Annotated in this window: 18 protein-coding genes; 11 read left to right on the top strand and 7 right to left on the bottom strand. The window is 59.2% G+C overall.

All coding sequences use genetic code 11. The features are described 5' to 3' along the window. Positions 1-281: 281 nt before the first annotated feature. Positions 282-725: a cache domain-containing protein gene (locus AW06_RS11640; protein ID WP_034950107.1), complete on the top strand. Its 444-nt coding sequence runs from the start codon at positions 282-284 to the stop codon at positions 723-725. A 101-nt stretch (positions 726-826) separates the two neighbouring features. On the opposite strand, the gene ppk2 is transcribed toward AW06_RS11640, so the two are convergent. From ppk2 to lgt, 4 genes are all read right to left on the bottom strand, one after another. Then, positions 827-1900: a polyphosphate kinase 2 gene (gene ppk2, locus AW06_RS11635; RefSeq protein ID WP_324546060.1), complete on the bottom strand. Its 1074-nt coding sequence runs from the start codon at positions 1898-1900 to the stop codon at positions 827-829. A 544-nt stretch (positions 1901-2444) separates the two neighbouring features. Further along, a complete protein-coding gene (locus AW06_RS11630) occupies positions 2445-2918 on the bottom strand; it encodes a VOC family protein (protein WP_034950105.1) in 474 nt (157 codons plus the stop codon). A 58-nt stretch (positions 2919-2976) separates the two neighbouring features. Beyond that, positions 2977-4362 carry a malonyl-CoA decarboxylase gene (locus tag AW06_RS11625; protein WP_034950103.1) on the bottom strand — a complete coding sequence of 462 codons (1386 nt, stop codon included), beginning with the start codon at positions 4360-4362 and terminating at the stop codon, positions 2977-2979. Positions 4363-4400: 38 nt separating this feature from the next. Further along, on the bottom strand, positions 4401-5198 hold the full coding sequence (lgt, locus tag AW06_RS11620; protein ID WP_034950263.1) for a prolipoprotein diacylglyceryl transferase: 798 nt from the start codon (positions 5196-5198) through the stop codon (positions 4401-4403). A gap of 83 nt (positions 5199-5281) precedes the next feature. Between lgt and ilvD the strand changes: the two genes are divergently transcribed. From ilvD to AW06_RS11580, 8 genes are all read left to right on the top strand, one after another. Next, positions 5282-7138, top strand: coding sequence for a dihydroxy-acid dehydratase (gene ilvD / locus AW06_RS11615; protein ID WP_034950101.1), 1857 nt, complete (start codon positions 5282-5284; stop codon positions 7136-7138). A 181-nt stretch (positions 7139-7319) separates the two neighbouring features. Then, on the top strand, positions 7320-7631 hold the full coding sequence (locus tag AW06_RS11610) for a c-type cytochrome (protein ID WP_034950098.1): 312 nt from the start codon (positions 7320-7322) through the stop codon (positions 7629-7631). Positions 7632-7802: 171 nt separating this feature from the next. Continuing rightward, complete coding sequence (locus tag AW06_RS11605) at positions 7803-9023, top strand: branched-chain amino acid ABC transporter substrate-binding protein (protein WP_034950095.1); 1221 nt, start codon at positions 7803-7805, stop codon at positions 9021-9023. 175 nt (positions 9024-9198) lie between these two features. Continuing rightward, positions 9199-10122, top strand: coding sequence for a branched-chain amino acid ABC transporter permease (locus tag AW06_RS11600; protein WP_034950260.1), 924 nt, complete (start codon positions 9199-9201; stop codon positions 10120-10122). Further along, positions 10119-11204: an ABC transporter ATP-binding protein gene (locus AW06_RS11595; RefSeq protein ID WP_034950092.1), complete on the top strand. Its 1086-nt coding sequence runs from the start codon at positions 10119-10121 to the stop codon at positions 11202-11204. Before AW06_RS11600 ends, AW06_RS11595 begins: the two co-directional genes overlap by 4 nt. Continuing rightward, positions 11201-11977: an ABC transporter ATP-binding protein gene (locus AW06_RS11590; RefSeq protein ID WP_034950089.1), complete on the top strand. Its 777-nt coding sequence runs from the start codon at positions 11201-11203 to the stop codon at positions 11975-11977. The genes AW06_RS11595 and AW06_RS11590 overlap by 4 nt, the downstream gene beginning before the upstream one ends. A gap of 15 nt (positions 11978-11992) precedes the next feature. Next, a complete protein-coding gene (locus AW06_RS11585) occupies positions 11993-12697 on the top strand; it encodes an ABC transporter ATP-binding protein (RefSeq protein WP_034950087.1) in 705 nt (234 codons plus the stop codon). 184 nt (positions 12698-12881) lie between these two features. Next, a complete protein-coding gene (locus AW06_RS11580) occupies positions 12882-15017 on the top strand; it encodes a YgiQ family radical SAM protein (protein WP_273704627.1) in 2136 nt (711 codons plus the stop codon). Here AW06_RS11580 and ettA read toward each other — a convergent pair. After that, positions 15007-16671: an energy-dependent translational throttle protein EttA gene (gene ettA, locus AW06_RS11575; protein ID WP_034950085.1), complete on the bottom strand. Its 1665-nt coding sequence runs from the start codon at positions 16669-16671 to the stop codon at positions 15007-15009. The genes AW06_RS11580 and ettA overlap by 11 nt on opposite strands. Before the next feature lie 232 nt (positions 16672-16903). Next, positions 16904-17680 (bottom strand): ferredoxin--NADP(+) reductase, encoded by a 777-nt coding sequence (locus AW06_RS11570; RefSeq protein ID WP_034950255.1) that lies wholly within the window; start codon positions 17678-17680, stop codon positions 16904-16906. 99 nt (positions 17681-17779) lie between these two features. On the opposite strand from AW06_RS11570, the gene AW06_RS11565 reads away from it, so the two are divergent. Continuing rightward, on the top strand, positions 17780-18706 hold the full coding sequence (locus AW06_RS11565) for a LysR family transcriptional regulator (RefSeq protein WP_034950082.1): 927 nt from the start codon (positions 17780-17782) through the stop codon (positions 18704-18706). A 169-nt stretch (positions 18707-18875) separates the two neighbouring features. Then, entirely contained in the window at positions 18876-19250 is a 375-nt protein-coding gene (locus AW06_RS11560; RefSeq protein WP_034950080.1) for a CZB domain-containing protein, read from the top strand. A 129-nt stretch (positions 19251-19379) separates the two neighbouring features. Here the strand turns inward: AW06_RS11560 and AW06_RS11555 are convergent, their stop codons facing one another. Next, positions 19380-20327 (bottom strand): DUF808 domain-containing protein, encoded by a 948-nt coding sequence (locus tag AW06_RS11555; protein ID WP_034950076.1) that lies wholly within the window; start codon positions 20325-20327, stop codon positions 19380-19382. Positions 20328-20468 lie beyond the last annotated feature (141 nt).

The following is a 20468-nucleotide window of genomic DNA, read 5'->3' as shown; positions in this document are numbered from 1 at the left end:
GGCTGGATGCCGGTTTACCGGTTCACCAGTCTACCGGGGCTCTGCCCTGACTACGGGAAAAAGGCCAGTATGGGGACAGAAAACAGCCAAGTTCATCGATTTGGTCGCCGAGAATGGGGGGGCTGATCTGCGCGCGGCCGTGTCCTTCGACAAGCTGATGAAGTCAAGCATCCTGAAGCGATTTTGAGCTACCATCCTTGCTGAGGGGCTTCCTCGCTTGTGACAGGTCAGCAATTCTTTCTTGCTGGCAAATGGATTGAGGATTGACAAGGAGATTTTGGATGCTACAGCAATTGTTTGCAGTTTCTGCACTGGCTTTCTTCGGGTCTATCGGTAGCGCCGTGGCAGCGGAATATGGGACTCCAGCCGAAGCCAAAGCCCTGCTCGAAAAGGCTGTTATGGCTGTGAAGGCTGACAAGACCAAAGCGCTTGTGATGTTCACCAAGGGTGAAGGGGGATTCAAGGATCGTGACCTGTATCCCTATTGCGGTGGTCCGGATGGGTACTTCACCGCGCATCCGACGCTCCTCGGGAAGAGCCTCAAGGAGCTCAGGGACAAGTACGGAAGACCTTTGGGAGAGGAGGTCTACGCTGCGGCCAGGGATGGGTCGATTGCCGAGGTGTCATACATGTGGCCGCGCCCTGGTCAGACCGATCCGGTGGCGAAGGTGGCCTTCGTGACCAGGGTCGACGACCAGGTGTGTGCGGTCGGCTACTACAAGTAAAGATTTCTCTGAAGGCCTGTGCTCTTGCGACAGCGCAGCGCTCCTATATCCTGTAGAGTGACAAGACCCCGCGACAGCGGGGTTTTTCTTGTCTCAGTGCCTCAGTACACTTCTGGGATGAAGGTCTGGTCGGAAAGCGGCGGGCGAACATAACCCCCCTCCTCCTGACGGGGCGGCAGGACGATCGGCTCTGGTGTCAGGTCCTCGTAGTCGATCATGTTCAACAGGTGCGTGATGACGTTAAGGCGGGCACGCTTCTTGTCGTCGCCGTCGACGACATACCAGGGTGCCTGTTTGATGTCGGTGTGCGCGAACATGGCGTCCTTGGCTTTGGAGTATTCGACCCAGCGCGCACGCGACTCGAGATCCATCGGACTGAGCTTCCAGTGTTTTTCTGGATGAAAGATGCGCTTCTGGAAACGGCGTTCCTGCTCTTCGTTGCTGACCGAGAACCAGTACTTGATCAGGATGATGCCGCTACGAACGAGCATACGCTCGAATTCCGGGCAGGTACGCAGAAACTCCCGGTATTCCTCTTCAGTACAAAAGCCCATGACCCGCTCGACACCGGCACGGTTGTACCAGCTGCGATCAAAGAGGACCATTTCGCCGCCGGCAGGAAGGTGCTGGACGTAGCGCTGGAAATACCACTGCGTCTGCTCACGGTCAGTTGGTGCAGGCAACGCGGCTACCCGGGTGACGCGCGGACTCAGGCTTTCAGTGATGCGCTTGATGGTGCCACCCTTGCCGGCTGCATCACGCCCCTCAAACAGGACTACGACTTTCAGCTTCTTGAATTTGATCCACTCCTGGAGTTTGACGAGTTCGATCTGCAGCTTCGACAGTGTTTCTTCGTAATCCTTGGTCTTGATTGTCGGTTTGCGAGTGCTGCGTACGTTTTCGTTCAGATTGACTTTGCTTGGCGCGGTGGTGGGGGTGGCTACTTTTGGTTCAACAGCTTTCCCTCTTGGTGCTTTTTGAACCTTGCCCTGCACGGGTTTTGGTTCCGTCTTCTGCGAAGCAATTTTTGCTTCTGCTTTGGCAGGTTTCTTCTGCGCCGCAATTTTTGCTGCAGCAGCTGGTGGCGGGGCTGCCTGCACCGCAGTCAGCTGTTCGGTTTGGGTGCTTTCCGATACGACTTCTACTTCTTCTTGCACGGCTTTGACTTCACTCATTGGTACCTCCTTGGTGTGGCGAATAACTGGTGAGTGGTGAACCGTCTCGGGTTCAGGAATGCTGACCTGACCCGGACGATGTCCCACGACGCCGGCTGCCTACGGTATGCACGATCCGATAGGGCTTGTAAACAAATGAGACGAGTTTCACTTTGGCCATGAATTCCTGGCATAGTTCTACCCCTTGTTGCACGGGAGTTTTCCGGGCCGGGAATTATCGTTCTTTTCTCCGCAAAAATGAACCATCCAGTGCACAAAACGTGCAATCAATTGAGTAACAGGCAGTCTGGTAGCGGAATTGTGCGTGCACAACTTACGGGAATGCGTTTGTCATGCAGGCCGCGCGTCATTCAGAAGCCAGCCGGTGGCGTCACGGTATTGACCAGGAGTTGGCGTGCAGCGAACGATGCAGGGGCCGTTCGAGCTGCCCGAGCAGAGCGGCGGACGGGCAGTGCATCTGCCCGTCCATTGAAGACTCGGCGTGATCGACCGGTCAGTCAGACCCGTTGTCGAGAACAGTCTGCGCCGGCATACGCGGGTATTTTCAGGCGAGTTTGGCGAAGGCTTCGATGACTTCCGGTGGCGCTTGTACCATCTCGATCAGTACGCCTTCACCGGCGATCGGGAACTCTGCACTCGCCTTTGGATGCAGAAAGGTGATGTCGAAACCAGCGGCACCCTTGCGGATTCCGCCCGGCGCGAAGCGAACGCCGTTGGCCGTAAGCCATTCGACTGCCTTCGGCAGGTCGTCGATCCATAGACCAACGTGATTCAGCGGCGTCGCATGCACGGCAGGTTTCTTGTCGGGGTCGACCGGCTGCATCAGATCGACTTCGACCTTGAACGGTCCCTTGCCCATGGCGACAATGTCTTCATCAACGTTTTCGCGTTCGCTGACAAAGTTGCCGGTGATTTCGAGGCCAAGCATGTCAACCCAGAGTTGACGAAGCTTAAACTTATCGGGGCCGCCGATGGCGATTTGCTGGATACCGAGGACTTTGAACGGGCGTGGATTCATGTTTGTTCTTTCTCTTGGCAGGATTAAAGGGGGAATTGGTGTGTGGTGTTGTGCAATCTCAATCGCGGGCTGAACGACGTATGGCGGCAGCGGCAGCGATCTCGCCGCTGCGCGAAAAAGCCTCGACGTTCGCTTCGATAGTATCAGGGTCGTAAAGATAATTCACCATCAGTCCGTAGGATTGCTGCTGACCGCGTGCCGAGGTGTCGGCCAGATAATTGAGACGTTCGATGCGAGCGCCATTGCCCAGGTGAAAGCGGGCGACCGGGTCGTAAGGCCGTCCGCCTTTGCTGGTGGTCAGCAGGTAGCGTGCAGCCAGGCGCAGCAGGCCATGTTGCAGGGCGCGTGCCAGGCGCGCGTCAGTCATCCAGCGTGCGTCGGCAAGCAGCTTCGAAAGGTCGCTTGCGTCGGCCAGTTGCGGCATTTCCGGTGTCAAATGGCGTTTGATCCGTTCAAGGTCGGCGGCGCTGAAAGCATGAGGCCAGGACTCCGGGTTCTTTTCAGCCCAGTGCCTGAACGAGGGCAGGGGAGAGAGGGTGGCAAAGTTGACCAGACGTGGGTAATCGCGTTTCAGGTCGTCTACAACCCGCTTGAGCAGGAAATTACCGAATGAAACACCACGCAGGCCGACCTGAGTGTTTGAAATCGAATAGAAGATCGCTGTATTTGCCCTGTGCGCATCAAATACCGGTGCATGCTCGTCGAGCAGTGTTTGCACATTGTCAGCGAGATGTTCGGTCAACGCCACCTCAACGAAGATCAACGGCTCCATGGGCATGCGTGGATGAAAGAAGGCGTAGCAGCGACGGTCGGAATCGAGGCGGTTCTTGAGATCACTCCAAGAACGGATCTGATGTACCGCTTCATACTCGATGAGTTTTTCGAGTAGCGCTGCCGGTGAACTCCAGGTGATGCGCTGCAGTTCCAGGAAGCCGACGTCAAACCAGGCACCCAGTCGGGATTCTAGTTCGCGATCAAGCGAACGCAGAGCGGCATCCTTTTCGACAAAGCGCAGCAGATCGGCACGCAGGTCGACCAGGAACTTGACGCCGTGTGAGAGTGCGTTGAATTGCGTCAGGATGCGCAGGCGAGCGGATCGCATGGCGTTGCGCAGGGCAGACTCGGCAGTCCACTGCGCGTCGCTGCCAATTGCCTCCTGATAGTCGGCGTGCGCCTTGGCGACCAACTCCGGGTCGGGACCGAATTCGGTCGCAACAATTCGCAGAAAGCTGGCACGCCCCTCGTCGTTGAGACGTAAATAGGTTTCCGCAAGACGGCCGGCACGCTGCCTGGCCGAAACTTCTCCGCCGATGCCGCTGGCGCATTCATGAAGCAGATCACGAATGCGTACCAGTTGTTTGCCCTCCAGACTGCGCGTTGCACCGCCATCAGCGAGCAGTGTGCGCACGCGGCGCAGCCCCCGCACTACCATCCCTTCTGCCATTGCTTTCTCCTCACTCTCGCGGCCCTCGACGCGCTGACTCAGCTGCGCTGGTGGTTCGCAAAGACGACAAAAATGATCCCGGCAACAATCATCGGCAGTGACAACCACTGCCCCATGCTGACGGTGTAAGAAAACCCGAAGATTCCCTCATCCGGTGATCGAAAATATTCGGCGATCCAACGCAGGACCCCGTAGCCGATGAGAAAAACCCCGGATACAGCGCCGCGTGCCCGCGTCTGGCCTGAGTAGATCCACAGGATAACAAACAGGGCGAGCCCCTCGAGTCCGGCCTGGTAGATCTGAGACGGATGGCGCGGCAAATCGTCCACCCAGGGAAATACCATCGCCCATGGCAAGGAAGGATCAGCCACACGTCCCCACAGCTCGCCATTGATAAAGTTGCCGATGCGCCCGGCGGCCAGGCCGAGCGGCACCAGCGGAGCGATGAAGTCGGTGATTTCGAGCCAGGTCCTGCCCGTTTTGCGCGCGTACAACCACATTGCGAGCAGCACACCGAGAAACCCCCCGTGAAACGACATGCCTCCCCGCCAGACAGCGAAGATCTGCAGCGGCTGCGAGAGATAGTAACCCGGCTCATAGAACAGAACCTGACCGAGACGGCCTCCGGCGATCACGCCCAGGACACCGTAGAACAACAGGTCATCGAGCTGTTGCACCGTCCAGCCGGCTTGCGAAAGTTGCGGATGAGTGAGAATTCGCCGCCGGCCAAGCCACCAGAACTGGAGAAAGGCCAGGAGGTACATCAGTCCGTACCAGTGCACGCTCAGCGGGCCGAGTGAAAGCGCAACAGGATTGAACTGCGGATGAATTAACACGGAACGAACATCCTGGGGGCTTTCGGATAGAATTGGCATTATATCGCGCCACCCTTGGGCGTGTTCCAGATTGGAGATCGGCAATGCCACACTATCGTTCCCGCACCTCGACACACGGTCGCAACATGGCTGGCGCGCGCGCCCTTTGGCGTGCCACCGGCATGCAGGACGGTGATTTCGGCAAGCCCATCATTGCCGTCGTCAATTCCTTCACGCAGTTCGTTCCCGGACACGTGCACCTCAAGGATCTCGGCCAGTTGGTCGCGCGCGAGATCGAGGTTGCGGGTGGCGTGGCCAAGGAGTTCAATACCATTGCCATCGACGACGGGATTGCCATGGGGCACGATGGCATGCTGTATTCGTTACCTTCACGTGATCTGATCGCCGACTCCGTCGAATACATGGTCAATGCGCACTGCGCCGATGCGATGGTGTGCATTTCAAATTGCGACAAGATCACACCTGGCATGCTGATGGCAGCGATGCGGGTGAACATCCCGACGATCTTCGTTTCCGGTGGTCCGATGGAAGCCGGCAAGGTGAAATGGGGTGGCAAGGTGATTGCGGTCGACCTCGTCGATGCGATGGTCAAGGGCGGCGACAGCAATTGTTCGGACGAGGAAGTCGACACTTTCGAACGCTCTGCGTGCCCGACCTGTGGTTCGTGCTCGGGGATGTTTACCGCCAATTCGATGAACTGTCTGACCGAGGCGCTTGGCTTTTCCCTGCCCGGCAACGGTAGTCTGCTGGCCACTCATGCTGACCGCCGAGGGCTGTTTCTGCAGGCGGGGCGCCAGATTGTCGACCTTTGCCGCCGGTATTACGAGCAGGACGACGCCTCGGTATTGCCGCGTGCCATCGGCAGTTTCGCAGCCTTCGAGAACGCGATGACGCTGGACGTGGCGATGGGCGGTTCAACGAATACCGTGCTGCACATTCTGGCGGCTGCGCAGGAGGGGGGAGTGAACTTCACGATGGACGACATCGACCGCATTTCGCGCAGGGTTCCCTGTCTGGCCAAAGTCGCTCCGGCGACACCCGATTATCACATGGAGGATGTGCATCGGGCCGGCGGCATTTTCGCGATTCTCGGAGAACTCGATCGTGCCGGCCTGGTGCATCGCAGCGTGCCGACCGTGCATGCAAGAACGCTCGGCGAAGCGATCGACCGCTGGGATGTGATCCGTACAGAAGACCCGCAGGTGTTCGAGTTTTTCCAGGCCGCACCCGGCGGCATTCCGACACAGAAGGCTTTCTCGCAGAACCGGAGGTATCCGGATCTGGATCTCGATCGCGCGCGCGGCTGCATTCGCAACCAGGCCAACGCCTATACGCGAGACGGCGGCCTGGCCGTGCTCTACGGCAATATCGCGAGTGACGGCTGCATCGTCAAAACCGCCGGTGTGGATGAGAGCATCTGGGTGTTTACCGGCAAGGCGCGGGTTTTCGAAAGCCAGGACGATGCCGTGCAGGCGATTCTTGGCGACCAGATCAAGGCCGGCGAAGTGGTGGTGATTCGCTACGAAGGACCGAAAGGGGGACCGGGAATGCAGGAAATGCTCTACCCCACGTCCTACCTGAAGTCCAAAGGCTTGGGCAAGGTCTGCGCGTTGCTTACTGACGGCCGCTTTTCAGGAGGGACCTCGGGACTGTCGATCGGGCATGTTTCACCGGAAGCCGCTGAAGGCGGGGCGATCGGTCTGATTGAGGAGGGCGATCTGATCGAGATCGACATTCCCGGACGCCGCATCCATCTGGCTCTTGCCGATTCCGAACTGGCCACGCGTCGTACGGCGATGGACGCCAAGGCGGCGTCTGCCTGGCGGCCGCGAGCCGAGCGTCAGCGGGTCGTTTCCCAGGCCTTGCAGGCTTATGCGTTGATGGCCACCTCGGCGGCGACCGGCGCGGTGCGCGACCTGAGGCAGTTGCGGCGGATCTGAGGGAGCATGCGCCATGCAACGATGACAAGTGCTGGCAAGGTCAACGATCGCCGCTGTCGATGCGTTGATGAGAGGGTAACGCTGGCAGTATCGGCAAGACCGATCAGGAGGCTTTCCAAGCTGGCCAAACTGAAATACTATCGGAGCGTTGCAACCCCCCTCATCTGAACGGAGTAATAGCATGAAAGCGATCTACGTGTGTCTGCTGGCTGCTGCCGGCGTAATGTCTGCTGGTGCTGTCCAGGCTCAGGACGCCGAAGCCTTGGCCAAATCGAAGAACTGTCTATCGTGTCACGCGGTCGACAAGAAGGTCGTGGGCCCGTCATACAAGGATGTGGCCAAGAAGTACACGGCGAAGGATGAAGCGGCGCTGTCCACGAAAATCATCAAGGGCGGCAAGGGTGCCTGGGGTGAGATACCGATGCCGCCGAACCCGTCTGTTACGCCCGATGAGGCGACCAAACTCGTGAAGTGGATCCTCAGCCAGAAGTGAAGGCTGACTGAACAAGAAACCGGCTGCGTGCCGGTTTCTTGTTTTGAAGACGCACTTCAGGAAGAGGATATGCCGGTCGGGAAATCATATGCTGGTTGACAAGGTCCTGATGTGCTTGGACAATCGCGCGTTCGTTAGCCCAGTAAGAACACCATAGTGGAGATCAAAATCATGAATAATGTACGTATACCTGGTGTACTCGCCATTCTGGCTGCCTCGGTGGCCATCATTGGTTGTGGAAAGAAGGAAGAACCCAAGGCCGCTGCTCCGGCCCCAGCCCCGGCTGCAGCCGCCCCTGCGCCAGCACCGAAGCCCGAAATTGTCGTGAAAATCGGCCACGTCGCACCACTGACTGGCCCGATCGCTCATCTTGGCAAGGACAACGAAAATGGCGCCCGTCTGGCCGTTGACGATGCCAATGCGAAAAAGATCGAGATCGATGGGAAGGTCATCAAGTTCGAACTCCTCGGCGAGGATGATCAGGCAGATCCGAAAACTGGTACCGTCGTGGCCCAGAAACTGGTTGATGCCAAGGTTGCCGGCGTCGTCGGTCACCTGAACTCGGGTACCACCATTCCAGCATCGGCAATCTACAACCAGTCCGGCCTGCCACAGATTTCACCGTCAGCAACCAATCCGAAGTACACCCAGCAGGGGTTCAACACCGCTTTCCGGGTGATGGCCAACGACATCCAGCAGGGTTCCGTGATCGGTACCTACGCAGCCAAGGACATGGGTGCCAAGAAGTTCGCGATCATCGACGACCGTACGGCCTATGGTCAGGGTTTGGCTGATGAGGTCGAGAAAGCTGCCAAGGCGGCTGGTGCTACCGTTGTCGCGCGCGAGTTTACCAATGACAAGGCCACTGACTTCAAGGCCATTCTGACCAAGATCAAGGCCAAGAATCCAGATGTGATCTTCCTCGGCGGCATGGATGCGGTCGGTGGCCCGATGCTCAAGCAGATCAAGGAACTTGGGATCAAGGCCAAATTCACCACTGGCGACGGCGGCTGTTCGCCCGAACTGATCAAGCTTGCCGGTGCGGCGTCCGAGGGCGTGATCTGCTCACAAGCGGGTCTACCCCCCGAGAAGCTCCCGAATGGCCAGAAGTTCCTCGAAGACTTTACCAAGAAGTATGGTCAGATCCAGATCTACTCGCCGTACAGCTATGATGCGGTGATGGTCCTGGTCGACGCCATGAAGCGTGCCAACTCGGTTGACCCGGTCAAATATCTGCCGGAAGTGGGCAAGACCGCTTACGATGGCGTGACCGGCAAGATTGAGTTTGACGAAAAGGGCGACATCAAGAACGGCGCGATCACGGTTTTCGAGATCAAGGATGGCAAACTTACCACGCTGAAATCCGAAGGTGGTACGGCAGCCGGCAAATAAACTCTTCCGCTTGGCTGGGAGGGAATGGTTGCGGCCAATCCCTCCTGTTCTCCTGAATTCGCATCCGCTCAGCATCAACCGCGCCCTTGCTTCCGCACCCTCCCTCGTACGATCCTGAAGGCAAGAGGCGGAGACGATGGTTCGCCATCAGCGCCTTGTTGCGGAAAGCCTGACCATGGACACTCTTCTCCAGCAGTTGATCAACGGCCTCACTCTGGGTGCCGTCTACGCGCTGGTCGCTCTTGGCTACACGATGGTGTACGGCATCATCGGCCTGATCAACTTCGCCCATGGCGAGGTGGTGATGATCGGGACGATGGTCGCCTTTACCGTGATCGTTTTTCTCGCCGGTTCCGGCATGTCGCCATTGCTGATTCTCGGTATTGGTTTGCTGGTTTCTGTGGTGGTCTGCATGGTGCTCGGCTGGGCACTCGAACGGGTGGCCTATCGCCCATTGCGGCATGCCCCGAGACTGACCCCGCTGATTACTGCGATTGGTATGTCGATCGTTTTGCAGAATGTCGCGATGATCATCTGGGGTCGCAATTACATTACTTTCCCACCGATGATCAACAAGCAGATCTATGAAGTTGCCGGCGCCAGTTTCACCAACGTGCAGGTCGCGATCGTTTTCCTTGCTGCATTGGTGATGCTGGGGTTGATCTATTTGGTACACCGTACACGCATCGGCATGGCCATGCGGGCGACGGCGCAGAACCCGCACGTGGCGTCACTGATGGGAGTCGATATCAATCGCGTGATTGCCATGGCCTTCATCATCGGCTCGGCGCTGGGTGCGGTGGCGGGCTGCATGGTTGGTTCATATTATGAGATCGCGCATTACCAGATGGGTTTCATGCTTGGCCTGAAGGCTTTCACGGCAGCCGTTCTCGGCGGCATCGGCAATCTCGCTGGCGCCATGGCCGGCGGCCTGTTGCTGGGCCTGATCGAGGCCCTGGGTGCTGGCTATATCGGTGACCTGACCGGCAATTTCCTCGGCAGCCACTACCAGGACATCTTTGCCTTCATTGTGCTGATCATCGTCCTGATGTTTCGTCCTTCAGGGCTGTTTGGCGAACGTACTGGAGATCGCGCATGAACGGACACCTCAAGCTGCTCCTCATTCCTGGTCAGCGACCTTGGCTGGGTTTTCTATTGCTCGCCGCCGTCCTGGTGGCGGTGCCTTTTGTTGCCGCACTGGGTGGCCAGGCCTGGGTGCGTATTGCCAACTTTTCGATTCTCTATATTTTCCTGGCACTTGGTCTGAACATCGTGGTCGGCTATGCGGGGCTGCTCGACCTCGGTTATGTCGCTTTTTACGCGGTTGGTGCCTATACCTATGCTCTCCTGGCATCGCCGCATTTCGGTATTCACCTGCCATTCTGGGTGATCCTGCCGCTGGGTGCCGGCCTGGCTTGCATCTTTGGGGTTCTGCTCGGCGCGCCGACCCTGAAGCTGCGGGGCGACTATCTAGCGATAGTGACACTCGGTTTTGGTGAGATCGTCCGCATCTTCATGAACAATCTGAATGCACCCATTAACGTTACCAACGGCGCACAGGGAATTACCCTGATCGACCCGATCCGGCTGGGCGATTTTTCGTTTTCCCAGACCAGTACCCTCCTTGGCGTCTCGTTTTCCGGGCCGCAGAAGTACTACTTTCTCCTGGTCGCGCTGGCGTTGCTGGTGATCGTCGTCAATATTCGCTTGCAGGATTCACGCATCGGTCGGGCCTGGCAGGCGATTCGTGAGGATGAGGTGGCTGCCAAGGCCTGCGGGATCAATACCCGGAACATCAAATTGCTGGCTTTTGCCATGGGTGCCTCGTTCGGAGGGATTGCGGGTGGCGTTTTTTCAGCGATGCAGGGATTCGTCAGTCCAGAGAGCTTCTCGCTGATGGAATCGATCACCATTCTGGCAATGGTCGTTCTCGGCGGCATGGGCCATATCCCTGGCGTCATTCTCGGTGCGGTGCTGTTGACCGGTCTTCCCGAAGCACTGCGTTACGGTATCGAGCCACTACAGCGAGGGCTCTTCGGGCGCATGATCATCGACCCGGAGAGCTTGCGGATGCTGGTCTTCGGGCTTGCGCTGGTGCTCGTGATGCGCTTCCGGCCGGCTGGTCTCTGGCCCTCGTCGCAACGCCGCCGCGAACTGGCCGAGAGTGCGGATCAACCATGAGCGAGAAACCGCTTCTTCTTGAAGCCCGCGAGGTTGCCAAACATTTCGGCGGCGTGAAGGCCTTGCATGACGTTTCGCTGACCATTCGCCGGGGCGAGATCTATGGCCTGATCGGACCGAATGGCGCCGGCAAGACCACCTTCTTCAATTGCCTGACCGGTCTTTACAAGAATGAGAGCGGTTATTTCATCTTTGACGGCGTCAAGCTCCAAGCCGATGCACCGCACAAGGCAGCCGCGGTCGGGATCGCCCGCACCTTTCAGAACATTCGCCTGTTCGGCAACATGACGGCGATCGAGAACGTCATGGTTGGGCGCCATTTGCGCACACACGCGGGCGTCTTTGGCGCGATCAGCCGCAACCCGGCCACGCGTGCTGAAGAGGGAGCGATTGTCCGCCGCGCCGAAGAACTGTTGCACTATGTGGGAATTCATGAACGGGCCCATGACTATGCCAAGCATTTGTCCTACGGTGATCAGCGGCGCCTCGAGATTGCCCGTGCCCTTGCCACTGAACCCAAGTTGCTTGCGCTTGATGAACCTGCGGCCGGAATGAACGGCACCGAAACCGAGGCTTTACGCGTGCTTGTCGAGGGCATTTGCCGGGATGGCGTGACGGTCCTGTTGATCGAGCATGATGTCAAGCTGGTGATGGGGCTGTGTGGGCGGGTGGCGGTACTCGATTATGGCGAGAAAATCTGTGAAGACGTACCTGCCGTGGTGCAGAAGGATTCGCGTGTGATCGAGGCCTACCTTGGTGGGTCGGTAGCCTGAAGGGAACGATGAATCATGCTCGAAGTTAACGGTTTGCGCGTTTCCTATGGCGGTATCCAGGCTGTACGCGGCATCACCTTTCATGTCAACGAGGGCGAGATGGTGGCGTTGATCGGCGCTAACGGTGCCGGCAAGAGCAGTACCTTGAGAGCGCTGTCAAGATTGCTCGATCCCGCCGGTGGCAGTGTACGCTATCGCGGCAAGGAACTGCTGGCCTTGCCCCCACACCGCCTGGTCAGTGAAGGGATCGCCCTGGTACCAGAGGGCAGAGGAGTCTTCCCGCGCATGAGCAGCCTCGAGAACCTGCGCATGGGGGCTTACGCCCGCAACAACAAGAAGGAGATCGAAAGCGACCTCGAACAGGTTCTCGGGCACTTTCCTCGTCTCAAGGAACGGGCACAGCAACTGGCAGGGACACTCTCGGGCGGTGAACAGCAGATGCTGGCGATTGGCCGGGCGATGATGAGCAAACCGCGGCTGCTGTTGCTCGACGAACCGTCAATGGGGCTCGCGCCGATCATGGTGCAGAAAATCTTCGAGGTGATTTGTGCGGTGGCCAGCGAAGGGATGACCATTCTGCTCGTCGAGCAGAATGCCAAGCTGGCGCTGGAAGTCAGTCAACGTGGCTATGTCATGGAGAGCGGCGAGATCACGCTGACCAACGAGTCTAAGGCTCTGCTCACCGACCCGAAAGTGCGCGCCAGCTATCTGGGCGAATAGGGCACTGTCCAGGCTTGCAGCCGCTGGACGCCCAGTTCAGGCGGGCAGGCGGATGTCGCTACCGGGCCGTCCGGGGTCGTCCAACGTTCGAGCAAGAAGCGGGTGTTCAGCACCGCGAAGCGATCACGCAAGATTGATCAAGGGGGGTCATCAAATCGACCCCCGGTTCCTATGGAATCGCCTTATGAATACCACTTCCAACCCCGCATCCAGGACTCTCTTTTCGTACCGCAAATACTGGGCCAGCCGCTTTGGCACAGCACCATTCCTGCCGATGTCGCGTACCGAAATGGATCAACTCGGCTGGGACTCCTGCGACGTTATTATCGTGACCGGTGACGCCTACATCGATCACCCAAGTTTTGGCATGGCACTGGTTGGACGTCTGCTCGAGGCGCAGGGTTTTCGCGTCGGCATCATTAGCCAGCCCGACTGGCGGTCGGCAAAGGATTTTCGGGTGCTCGGCAAGCCGAACCTGTTCTTCGGCGTTACCGCCGGAAACATGGATTCGATGGTCAATCGCTACACCGCCGATCGCAAGCCACGTTCAGATGACGCCTACACACCGAATGGCGAAGCCAACCGGCGGCCCGATCATGCCGTCGTCGTCTATGCACAGCGCTGTCGCGAGGCCTTTCCCGGCAGCAATGTGGTGATCGGATCGATCGAGGCTAGCCTGCGCCGCATTGCCCATTATGATTACTGGTCAGACAAGGTGCGTCGCTCGGTGCTGCCGGATTCGAAAGCCGACCTGCTGATTTTCGGCAGTGCCGAGCGGGCAATCGTCGAACTTGCGCACCGTCTTGCCGCCGGCGAACCCATCGTCGCGATCCGTGATCTACGCGGCACCGCATTCATGGTGCCGCGCGGCTGGCTGCCGGGCGACGACTGGGCCGAGATCGATTCGAGCCAGGTCGATACATCGGGTCTGCTGGTTCGCCACCCCGACCCTTACGCGATGACTCCTGAGATGGGCAAGGAGATCGCCTGTGCGTCCCGGCCAGCACCATCGGAGACCCGCGCCAGATCAGACCGGACGCAGGTGATCCACTTCCAGTCGCATCCGCGCATGCCGAAGCTCGATCGGATGCGCAGCGCAATTCGCCTGCCGTCTTACGAAACCGTTGCCGCCGACCCCGTGCTGTACGCGCATGCTTCGCGTATATTCCACGTCGAATCGAACCCCGGCAACGCGCGCGCGCTGGTCCAGGCGCATGGCGAGCGCGATGTCTGGCTCAATCCGCCGCCGATTCCGCTGTCGACGCCGGAAATGGACGGCGTCTTCGCCTCGCCATTCCAGCGCCGGCCGCATCCGTCCTATGGCGATGCGAAGATTCCAGCCTTCGAGATGATCCGCTTTTCGGTCAACATCATGCGCGGCTGCTTCGGCGGCTGCACCTTCTGCTCGATTACCGAACATGAGGGGCGGATCATCCAGAGCCGCTCCGAGCAATCGATTCTGCATGAGATCGAGGAAATTCGCGACAAGACGCCGGGTTTCACCGGCATGATCTCCGATCTCGGTGGACCGACCGCCAACATGTACCGTTTGGCGTGCAAGGATCCGAAGATCGAATCGGCGTGCCGCCGCCTGTCGTGCGTCTACCCCGGCATCTGCGAGAACCTAGGCACCGACCACACGCCGCTGCTCCAGCTTTACCGCAAGGCGCGGGCGCTGCCGGGGGTGAAGAAGGTGCTGATCAGTTCCGGCCTGCGCTACGATCTTGCTGTACGCGATCCGCAGTACGTCAAGGAACTGGTCAGCCACCACGTCGGTGGCTACCTAAAGATTGCTCCCGAGCACACCGAAGACGGGCCGCTGGCACACATGATGAAGCCCGGAATGAGTTCCTACGAGCAGTTCAGGATCCTGTTCGAGAAATTTTCGAAGGAGGCCGGCAAGGAGCAATATCTGATCCCTTATTTCATTGCCGCGCATCCGGGCACTACCGACCAGGACATGCTCAACCTGGCCTTGTGGTTGAAGCGTCACCATTTCCGTCTCGATCAGGTCCAGACTTTCTTGCCGACGCCGTTGGCGATGGCCACCGCCATGTATCACAGCCGCAAGAATCCGCTGAAGAAGGTCGGCCGCGATTCAGAGGCCGTCGAAACCGTTCGCGGCACCCGCCAGCGCCGCCTGCACAAGGCTTTTCTACGCTATCACGATCCCGAAAACTGGCCCCTGCTGCGCGAAGCCTTGAAGCAGATGGGGCGCTCCGACCTGATCGGCAACGGCAGGAAGCAACTGATTCCGTTTATTCAGCCGCCTGGAACCGGGGCTCGCCGGACAATACGGAAGGTCATGCCTACCGGGTGATCGGCTTGTAGCGAATCCGTTTCGGTTTTGCCGCTTCCTCGCCGAGCCGGCGTTTCTTGTCTTCTTCGTACTCGTGATAGTTGCCGCCGAAGAAGGTCCATTGCGAATCGCCTTCGCAGGCGAGAATGTGGGTGCAGATGCGGTCGAGAAACCAGCGGTCGTGGGAAATGACCAGCACACTGCCGGCAAATTCAAGCAGGGCGTCTTCGAGGGCGCGCAGCGTTTCAACGTCTAAATCGTTTGACGGTTCGTCGAGCAACAGGACATTGCCGCCGGCAATCAGGGTCTTGGCCATGTGTAGACGCCCGCGTTCGCCGCCCGAGAGCTGGCTGACACGCTTCTGCTGGTCGCCACCCTTGAAGTTGAAGCGGCCGATGTAAGCGCGCGCCGGGGTTTCATACCGGCCAACAGTCAGCACGTCGGCACCGCCGGAAACCTCCTCGAAAACGGTCTTGTCGCCGTCGAGGCAATCGCGGCTCTGGTCGACATAGGCCAGCTTGACGGTATTGCCGATCTCGATTTCGCCGGAATCGGGTTGCTCCCTGCCGATCAGCATCCGGAACAGGGTCGATTTGCCGGCACCGTTCGGGCCGATGATCCCGACGATGGCGCCTGGCGGGACGCTAAAGCTGAGCTTGTCGAGCAACAGACGGTCGCCGAAAGACTTGCTGACCGCCCTGAATTCGATCACCTTGCTACCGAGACGCTCGCCGACCGGGATGAAGATTTCCTGCGTTTCGTTACGCTTCTGATATTCGATGCTCGACAGTTCCTCAAAACGCGACAGACGCGCCTTGCTCTTGGCCTGGCGCGCTTTCGGGTTTTGGCGCACCCATTCGAGTTCCTGTTTCATTGCCTTGATGCGGCCAAGTTCCTGGCGACCTTCGCTTTCCAGCCGTGCTTCCTTCTGCTCGAGCCAGCTCGAATAGTTGCCCTTCCAGGGGATGCCGTGGCCACGGTCAAGTTCAAGGATCCATTCGGCGGCATTATCGAGAAAGTAGCGGTCGTGCGTGACAGCGACCACCGTGCCGGGGAAGCGCACCAGAAACTGCTCCAGCCATTCGACCGATTCAGCGTCGAGATGATTGGTCGGTTCATCTAGCAGCAACATGTCCGGTTTCGAAAGCAGCAGCTTGCACAGCGCGACACGCCGTTTCTCGCCGCCGGAGAGATTGCCGATCAGAGCCTCCCAGGCCGGCAGGCGCAGCGCGTCGGCAGCGAGCTCGAGTTGGCTGTCGAGGTCCGAACCGGCACTGGCGATGATCGCTTCAAGGCGGGCCTGTTCTTCGGCCAGTTGATCAAAATCGGCGTCGGGCTCGGCATAGGCCGCGTAGACCTCTTCGAGCCTCGCCTGCGCCTGGAAAGCTTCGCCGAGGCCGGACTCGACTTCCTGGCGGACAGTCTTCTGCGGAGCGAGTTGCGGTTCCTGCGGCAGGTAGCCGATGTGCAGATTGGGCATCGGTATCGCTTCGCCGACGATGTCCTTGTCGACGCCCGCCATGATGCGCAGCACAGTCGACTTTCCTGAGCCGTTGAGACCGAGTAGGCCGATCTTGGCGCCGGGGAAAAAGGAGAGCGAAATGTCCTTGAGGATCTGGCGTTTGGGCGGGACGATCTTGCCCACGCGGTTCATCGTGAATACATATTGGGCCATGGCAGTCGATCCAGGGGGGCGGTTGGCAGACGCAAAGCGTCTGGAAAGTGCAAGTCTACCCGAGACTGGCGGCCAATGGCTCGCTACCCAGCGAAGAGGGTCGCAGGTCGGGTTAGCCGATAAGGCGCAGCCCGACTTCCGTTGGGCAAGATGTCGGGTTAGGCTGAGCTAACCCGAACTACGAACTGGCAGTGGCCTATGGCTCGCCATCACATTGACGAGTTCAACGCCTCTACTTGTCGACAAAGGCCCGCTCGATCACATAATCTCCCTGGGCGCCGATGTACGGTGAAACCTGGAAGCCGTGCGAGTCGAGCAAGGCGCAGCAGTCCTTGATCATCGCCGGGCTGCCGCAGACCATCGCGCGGTCGCGCGCCGGGTCGAACGGCGGCAGGCCGATGTCGGCAAACAGGAGGCCACTGTTGACAAGGTGCGTGATTCGGCCTTGGTGGCGGAAAGATTCGCGGGTCACCGTCGGGTAATAGATCAGCTTGTCGCGCACCAGCTCGGCGAAAAACTCGTGGCCGGGCAACTCTTTTTCGATGAACTCGCTGTAAGCCAGGTCCCTGATCCAGCGAACGCCATGGATCAGCACCACCTTCTCGAATCGTTCGTAGGTCTCGGGGTCCTGGATCAGGCTGATGAACGGCGCGAGGCCCGTGCCGGTGGCCAGCAGATAGAGGTTCTGGCCGGGGCGCAGGTCGCGCAGCACCAGCGTTCCGGTCGGTTTGCGACTGACCACCACCTCGTCACCGATCGCAAGGTGTTGCAGTTTCGATGTGAGCGGGCCGTTGGGAATCTTGATGCTGAAGAATTCCAGGTAGTCATCGTGGTTAGCGCTGGCGATGCTGTACGCGCGCGTCAGCGGTCGTCCCTCCTGCGGCAGGCCGATCATCAGAAATTGTCCGTTGATGAAGCGCAGGGCGGGGTCGCGCGTGGTGCGAAAACTGAACAGCGTTTCGTTCCAGTGATGAACCGAAAGGACGCGTTGTGCGGAATAATTGCTCATGGCCTTGACCCTGCTGTGCGGTGGATGCGAGTCATCGTAGTTGCGCATGCTATATTTGTAAAACAGATTTTATGAATAGAATATATCTGGATATTGGATATGAGGTTCACCTTGCGCCAGATCAGCGTGTTCGTGGCGGTCGCTCGCCACGAGAATGTCTCGCGTGCCGCCGCAGAGCTTGCGCTGTCACAGTCAGCAACCAGCACGGCGCTGGCTGAGATCGAGCGACAATACGACACGCAACTTTTCGACCGGTTCGGCAAAATGCTGCGTCTCAACGAACTCGGGCAGGCCCTGCTGCCACAGGCAGTCGAACTGATCGAACGGGCGGCGGCGATCGAAAGTGCGCTCGAGGGTCGCGCCGGCTACGGCAAGCTGCGTATCGGCGCAACGCTGACCATCGGCAACTACCTGGCGACGCTGATCGTCGCCGACTTCCTCAAACGCCACCCCGAGAGCACGCTGCAATTGAGCGTGCACAATACTGCCACGATCATCGATCAACTGGCTCGACACGAACTCGATCTGGGCTTGATTGAAGGATCATGCCGGCATCCCGATCTGATCGTCGAACCGTGGGTGGCAGACGAACTGGTGGTGTTCTGCGCGCCCGGCCATCCTTTGGCGGAGCAGGGGAGAGCATCGCTGGCCACCTTGGCCGAACAGGCATGGATCGTTCGCGAGCCCGGATCGGGGACGCGCGAGACACTCGACCAGGCGCTGCGCCATCAGCATTTTGCCTTGCAAATCCGGCTGGAATTGGAGCATACCGAAGCGATCAAGCGTGCTGTTGAGTTCGGCCTGGGTATCGGCTGCATTTCCCGACTGGCGTTGCGCGAGGCCTTCCGGCGAGGTAGCCTGGTCGCCATTGAGACTCCCGAACTCGACCTGCGCCGGCACTTCCACTTCCTCTGGCATGGCCGCAAGTTCCAGACCGCGGGCATGCGCGAGTTCGTCGCTCTGTGTCGAACGATGACCACAGGCATCGAGCGCAGCGATCAGATCCAGTGGTCGTTGATTCCCTGATGCCAAAGTCGCGTCGGCCAGGGGGTGAGAGTGAAAGTGTTGGTCGAAGTGCCTTGTTCGATGGAGCCATGACTGTTATCCTCCCCCGATCTTTCCCGCTTGCGGGAGGGAGCTTTGTGAGTGGCCGGCGCAACTTTCTCATGAACAGGCATGCAATGGAGGAGAAGCGGTGGATAGAGTGGCGGACATTGATAAGGCGATTGGCGCGCATACCCGGTGGATGTCGCAGCTCAGGGAAACCGTGCTTGAAGCGCACCCTGGCATCGAGTTGGAAACTATCCGGGCGGCTGACCAATGTGAATTCGGCAAATGGTTGGAGGGGACTTCCTGGTCTGCGGAAGATCGAATATCAGACGATTATCAGGAAGTCAGACGATTGCACGCCGAATTTCATGAACTGGCAGCGCAAGTGGTCGAGCTGGCGGCGTCTGGCAAGAAAAACGAGGCCTACGGGATGTTCTACGGTGAATACGTCACGTTGTCCGGGAGACTCGCGCTGACCCTGCGGACCTGGCAGGACAGGCTCTCGAGGGCAGCGCGGTAATTCTGCGGGTCTCGCGGGATTCCTTAAGGCCGGGGATCACCCTGCCGGACCGCTGCGGTGCTGCCCATGCATTCGGCAAGAAGGTCGAGGTGTTGCGCAGGTTCCGCCTGGCGCTTTGCTTCAATCCGGCTACGGTCTTTTCTGCCTGCCGAGCGCGGCACGGATGGCTGCGAAACCCCGGACACCAAGAAGGGCCAGGCCGCCGGCAACGACGCCCGCCAGCACGTCAAGCAGGGGCGGCAGCAGCGCCTTGAGCACGCTGCCGACGCCGGCAATGCTCCCAGCCAGCCCGGCGAGGTGTTCGATCAGGTGATGTAGCGGCGGTATGCCGTGTGTCAGGATGCCACCGCCAACCAGGAACATCGCTGCCGTGCCAATGACCGTCAGCGCCTTCATCAGGCGCGGCGCCGCCAGCAGCAGGCCCTTGCCGATCGTTTGTGCCAGTGCGCCGCTTTTGGTCAGCAGATGGAGTCCGATATCGTCCATCTTGACGATGCCGGCGACAACGCCATATACACCAACCGTCATGATCAGGCCGATCCCTGACAGCACGACCACCTGCGTGCCGAACGACTGGTCGGCGACGGTGCCGAGCGCGATGACGACAATCTCGGCCGAGAGCACGAAGTCGGTACGGATGGCCCCCTTGATCTTGTCAGCTTCGAGAGCCGGCAGGTCAACATTATCTTCGGCCAGCAGCGCCAGTTGCCGAGTGTGTTGGGCGTCGTCATCGTCACGGCCATGCAGCCAGCGGTGAGTCAATTTCTCGGCTCCTTCGAAGCACAGATAAATGCCGCCGAGCATCAGTAGCGGCATCACTGCCGAGGGCATGAAGCGGCTGATCACCAGCGCCGCCGGTACCAGGATGAGCTTGTTCTTCAGCGAACCGACGGCGACTGCCCAGACCACCGGCAACTCGCGCTCGGCCCGTACGCCAGACACCTGTTGGGCGTTGAGCGCCAGATCGTCGCCAAGGACGCCAGCGGTTTTCTTGGCGGCGACCTTGGTCATCAGGGCGACGTCGTCGAGGACCGAAGCAATGTCATCGATCAGGGCAAGCAGGCTGGCTCCGGCCATGGTGGCTCCAGATTTTAGGGTGAGTATTGCGTTCGAGCGCTACCAGGGTCGCGGTAGCCGGGAGTGAATTCTAGACGATCAGGCGATGCACGGTCGGCCATTATGCCCGGTGAGGTATTTATTGCGGCCATCATCAGGGCC

Source organism: Candidatus Accumulibacter cognatus (assembly GCF_000584975.1).
Taxonomy (GTDB): domain Bacteria; phylum Pseudomonadota; class Gammaproteobacteria; order Burkholderiales; family Rhodocyclaceae; genus Accumulibacter; species Accumulibacter cognatus.
The sequence above is the reverse complement of the archived record's forward strand: the minus strand, read 5'-3'. Positions and strand labels throughout refer to the sequence as shown.

Bases quoted from the DNA above. Each gene is read 5' to 3' on its own strand.
- AW06_RS11600 (WP_034950260.1), top strand. From the start codon at position 9,199: ATGGACACTCTTCTCCAGCAGTTGATCAACGGCCTCACTCTGGGTGCC.
- ettA (WP_034950085.1), bottom strand. From the start codon at position 16,671: ATGGCCCAATATGTATTCACGATGAACCGCGTGGGCAAGATCGTCCCG.
- AW06_RS11595 (WP_034950092.1), top strand. From the start codon at position 10,119: ATGAACGGACACCTCAAGCTGCTCCTCATTCCTGGTCAGCGACCTTGG.
- AW06_RS11590 (WP_034950089.1), top strand. From the start codon at position 11,201: ATGAGCGAGAAACCGCTTCTTCTTGAAGCCCGCGAGGTTGCCAAACAT.
- AW06_RS11555 (WP_034950076.1), bottom strand. From the start codon at position 20,327: ATGGCCGGAGCCAGCCTGCTTGCCCTGATCGATGACATTGCTTCGGTC.
- AW06_RS11580 (WP_273704627.1), top strand. From the start codon at position 12,882: ATGAATACCACTTCCAACCCCGCATCCAGGACTCTCTTTTCGTACCGC.
- ppk2 (WP_324546060.1), bottom strand. From the start codon at position 1,900: ATGAGTGAAGTCAAAGCCGTGCAAGAAGAAGTAGAAGTCGTATCGGAA.
- AW06_RS11570 (WP_034950255.1), bottom strand. From the start codon at position 17,680: ATGAGCAATTATTCCGCACAACGCGTCCTTTCGGTTCATCACTGGAAC.
- AW06_RS11585 (WP_034950087.1), top strand. From the start codon at position 11,993: ATGCTCGAAGTTAACGGTTTGCGCGTTTCCTATGGCGGTATCCAGGCT.
- AW06_RS11565 (WP_034950082.1), top strand. From the start codon at position 17,780: ATGAGGTTCACCTTGCGCCAGATCAGCGTGTTCGTGGCGGTCGCTCGC.
- AW06_RS11630 (WP_034950105.1), bottom strand. From the start codon at position 2,918: ATGAATCCACGCCCGTTCAAAGTCCTCGGTATCCAGCAAATCGCCATC.
- AW06_RS11610 (WP_034950098.1), top strand. From the start codon at position 7,320: ATGAAAGCGATCTACGTGTGTCTGCTGGCTGCTGCCGGCGTAATGTCT.
- AW06_RS11640 (WP_034950107.1), top strand. From the start codon at position 282: ATGCTACAGCAATTGTTTGCAGTTTCTGCACTGGCTTTCTTCGGGTCT.
- AW06_RS11605 (WP_034950095.1), top strand. From the start codon at position 7,803: ATGAATAATGTACGTATACCTGGTGTACTCGCCATTCTGGCTGCCTCG.
- AW06_RS11625 (WP_034950103.1), bottom strand. From the start codon at position 4,362: ATGGCAGAAGGGATGGTAGTGCGGGGGCTGCGCCGCGTGCGCACACTG.
- ilvD (WP_034950101.1), top strand. From the start codon at position 5,282: ATGCCACACTATCGTTCCCGCACCTCGACACACGGTCGCAACATGGCT.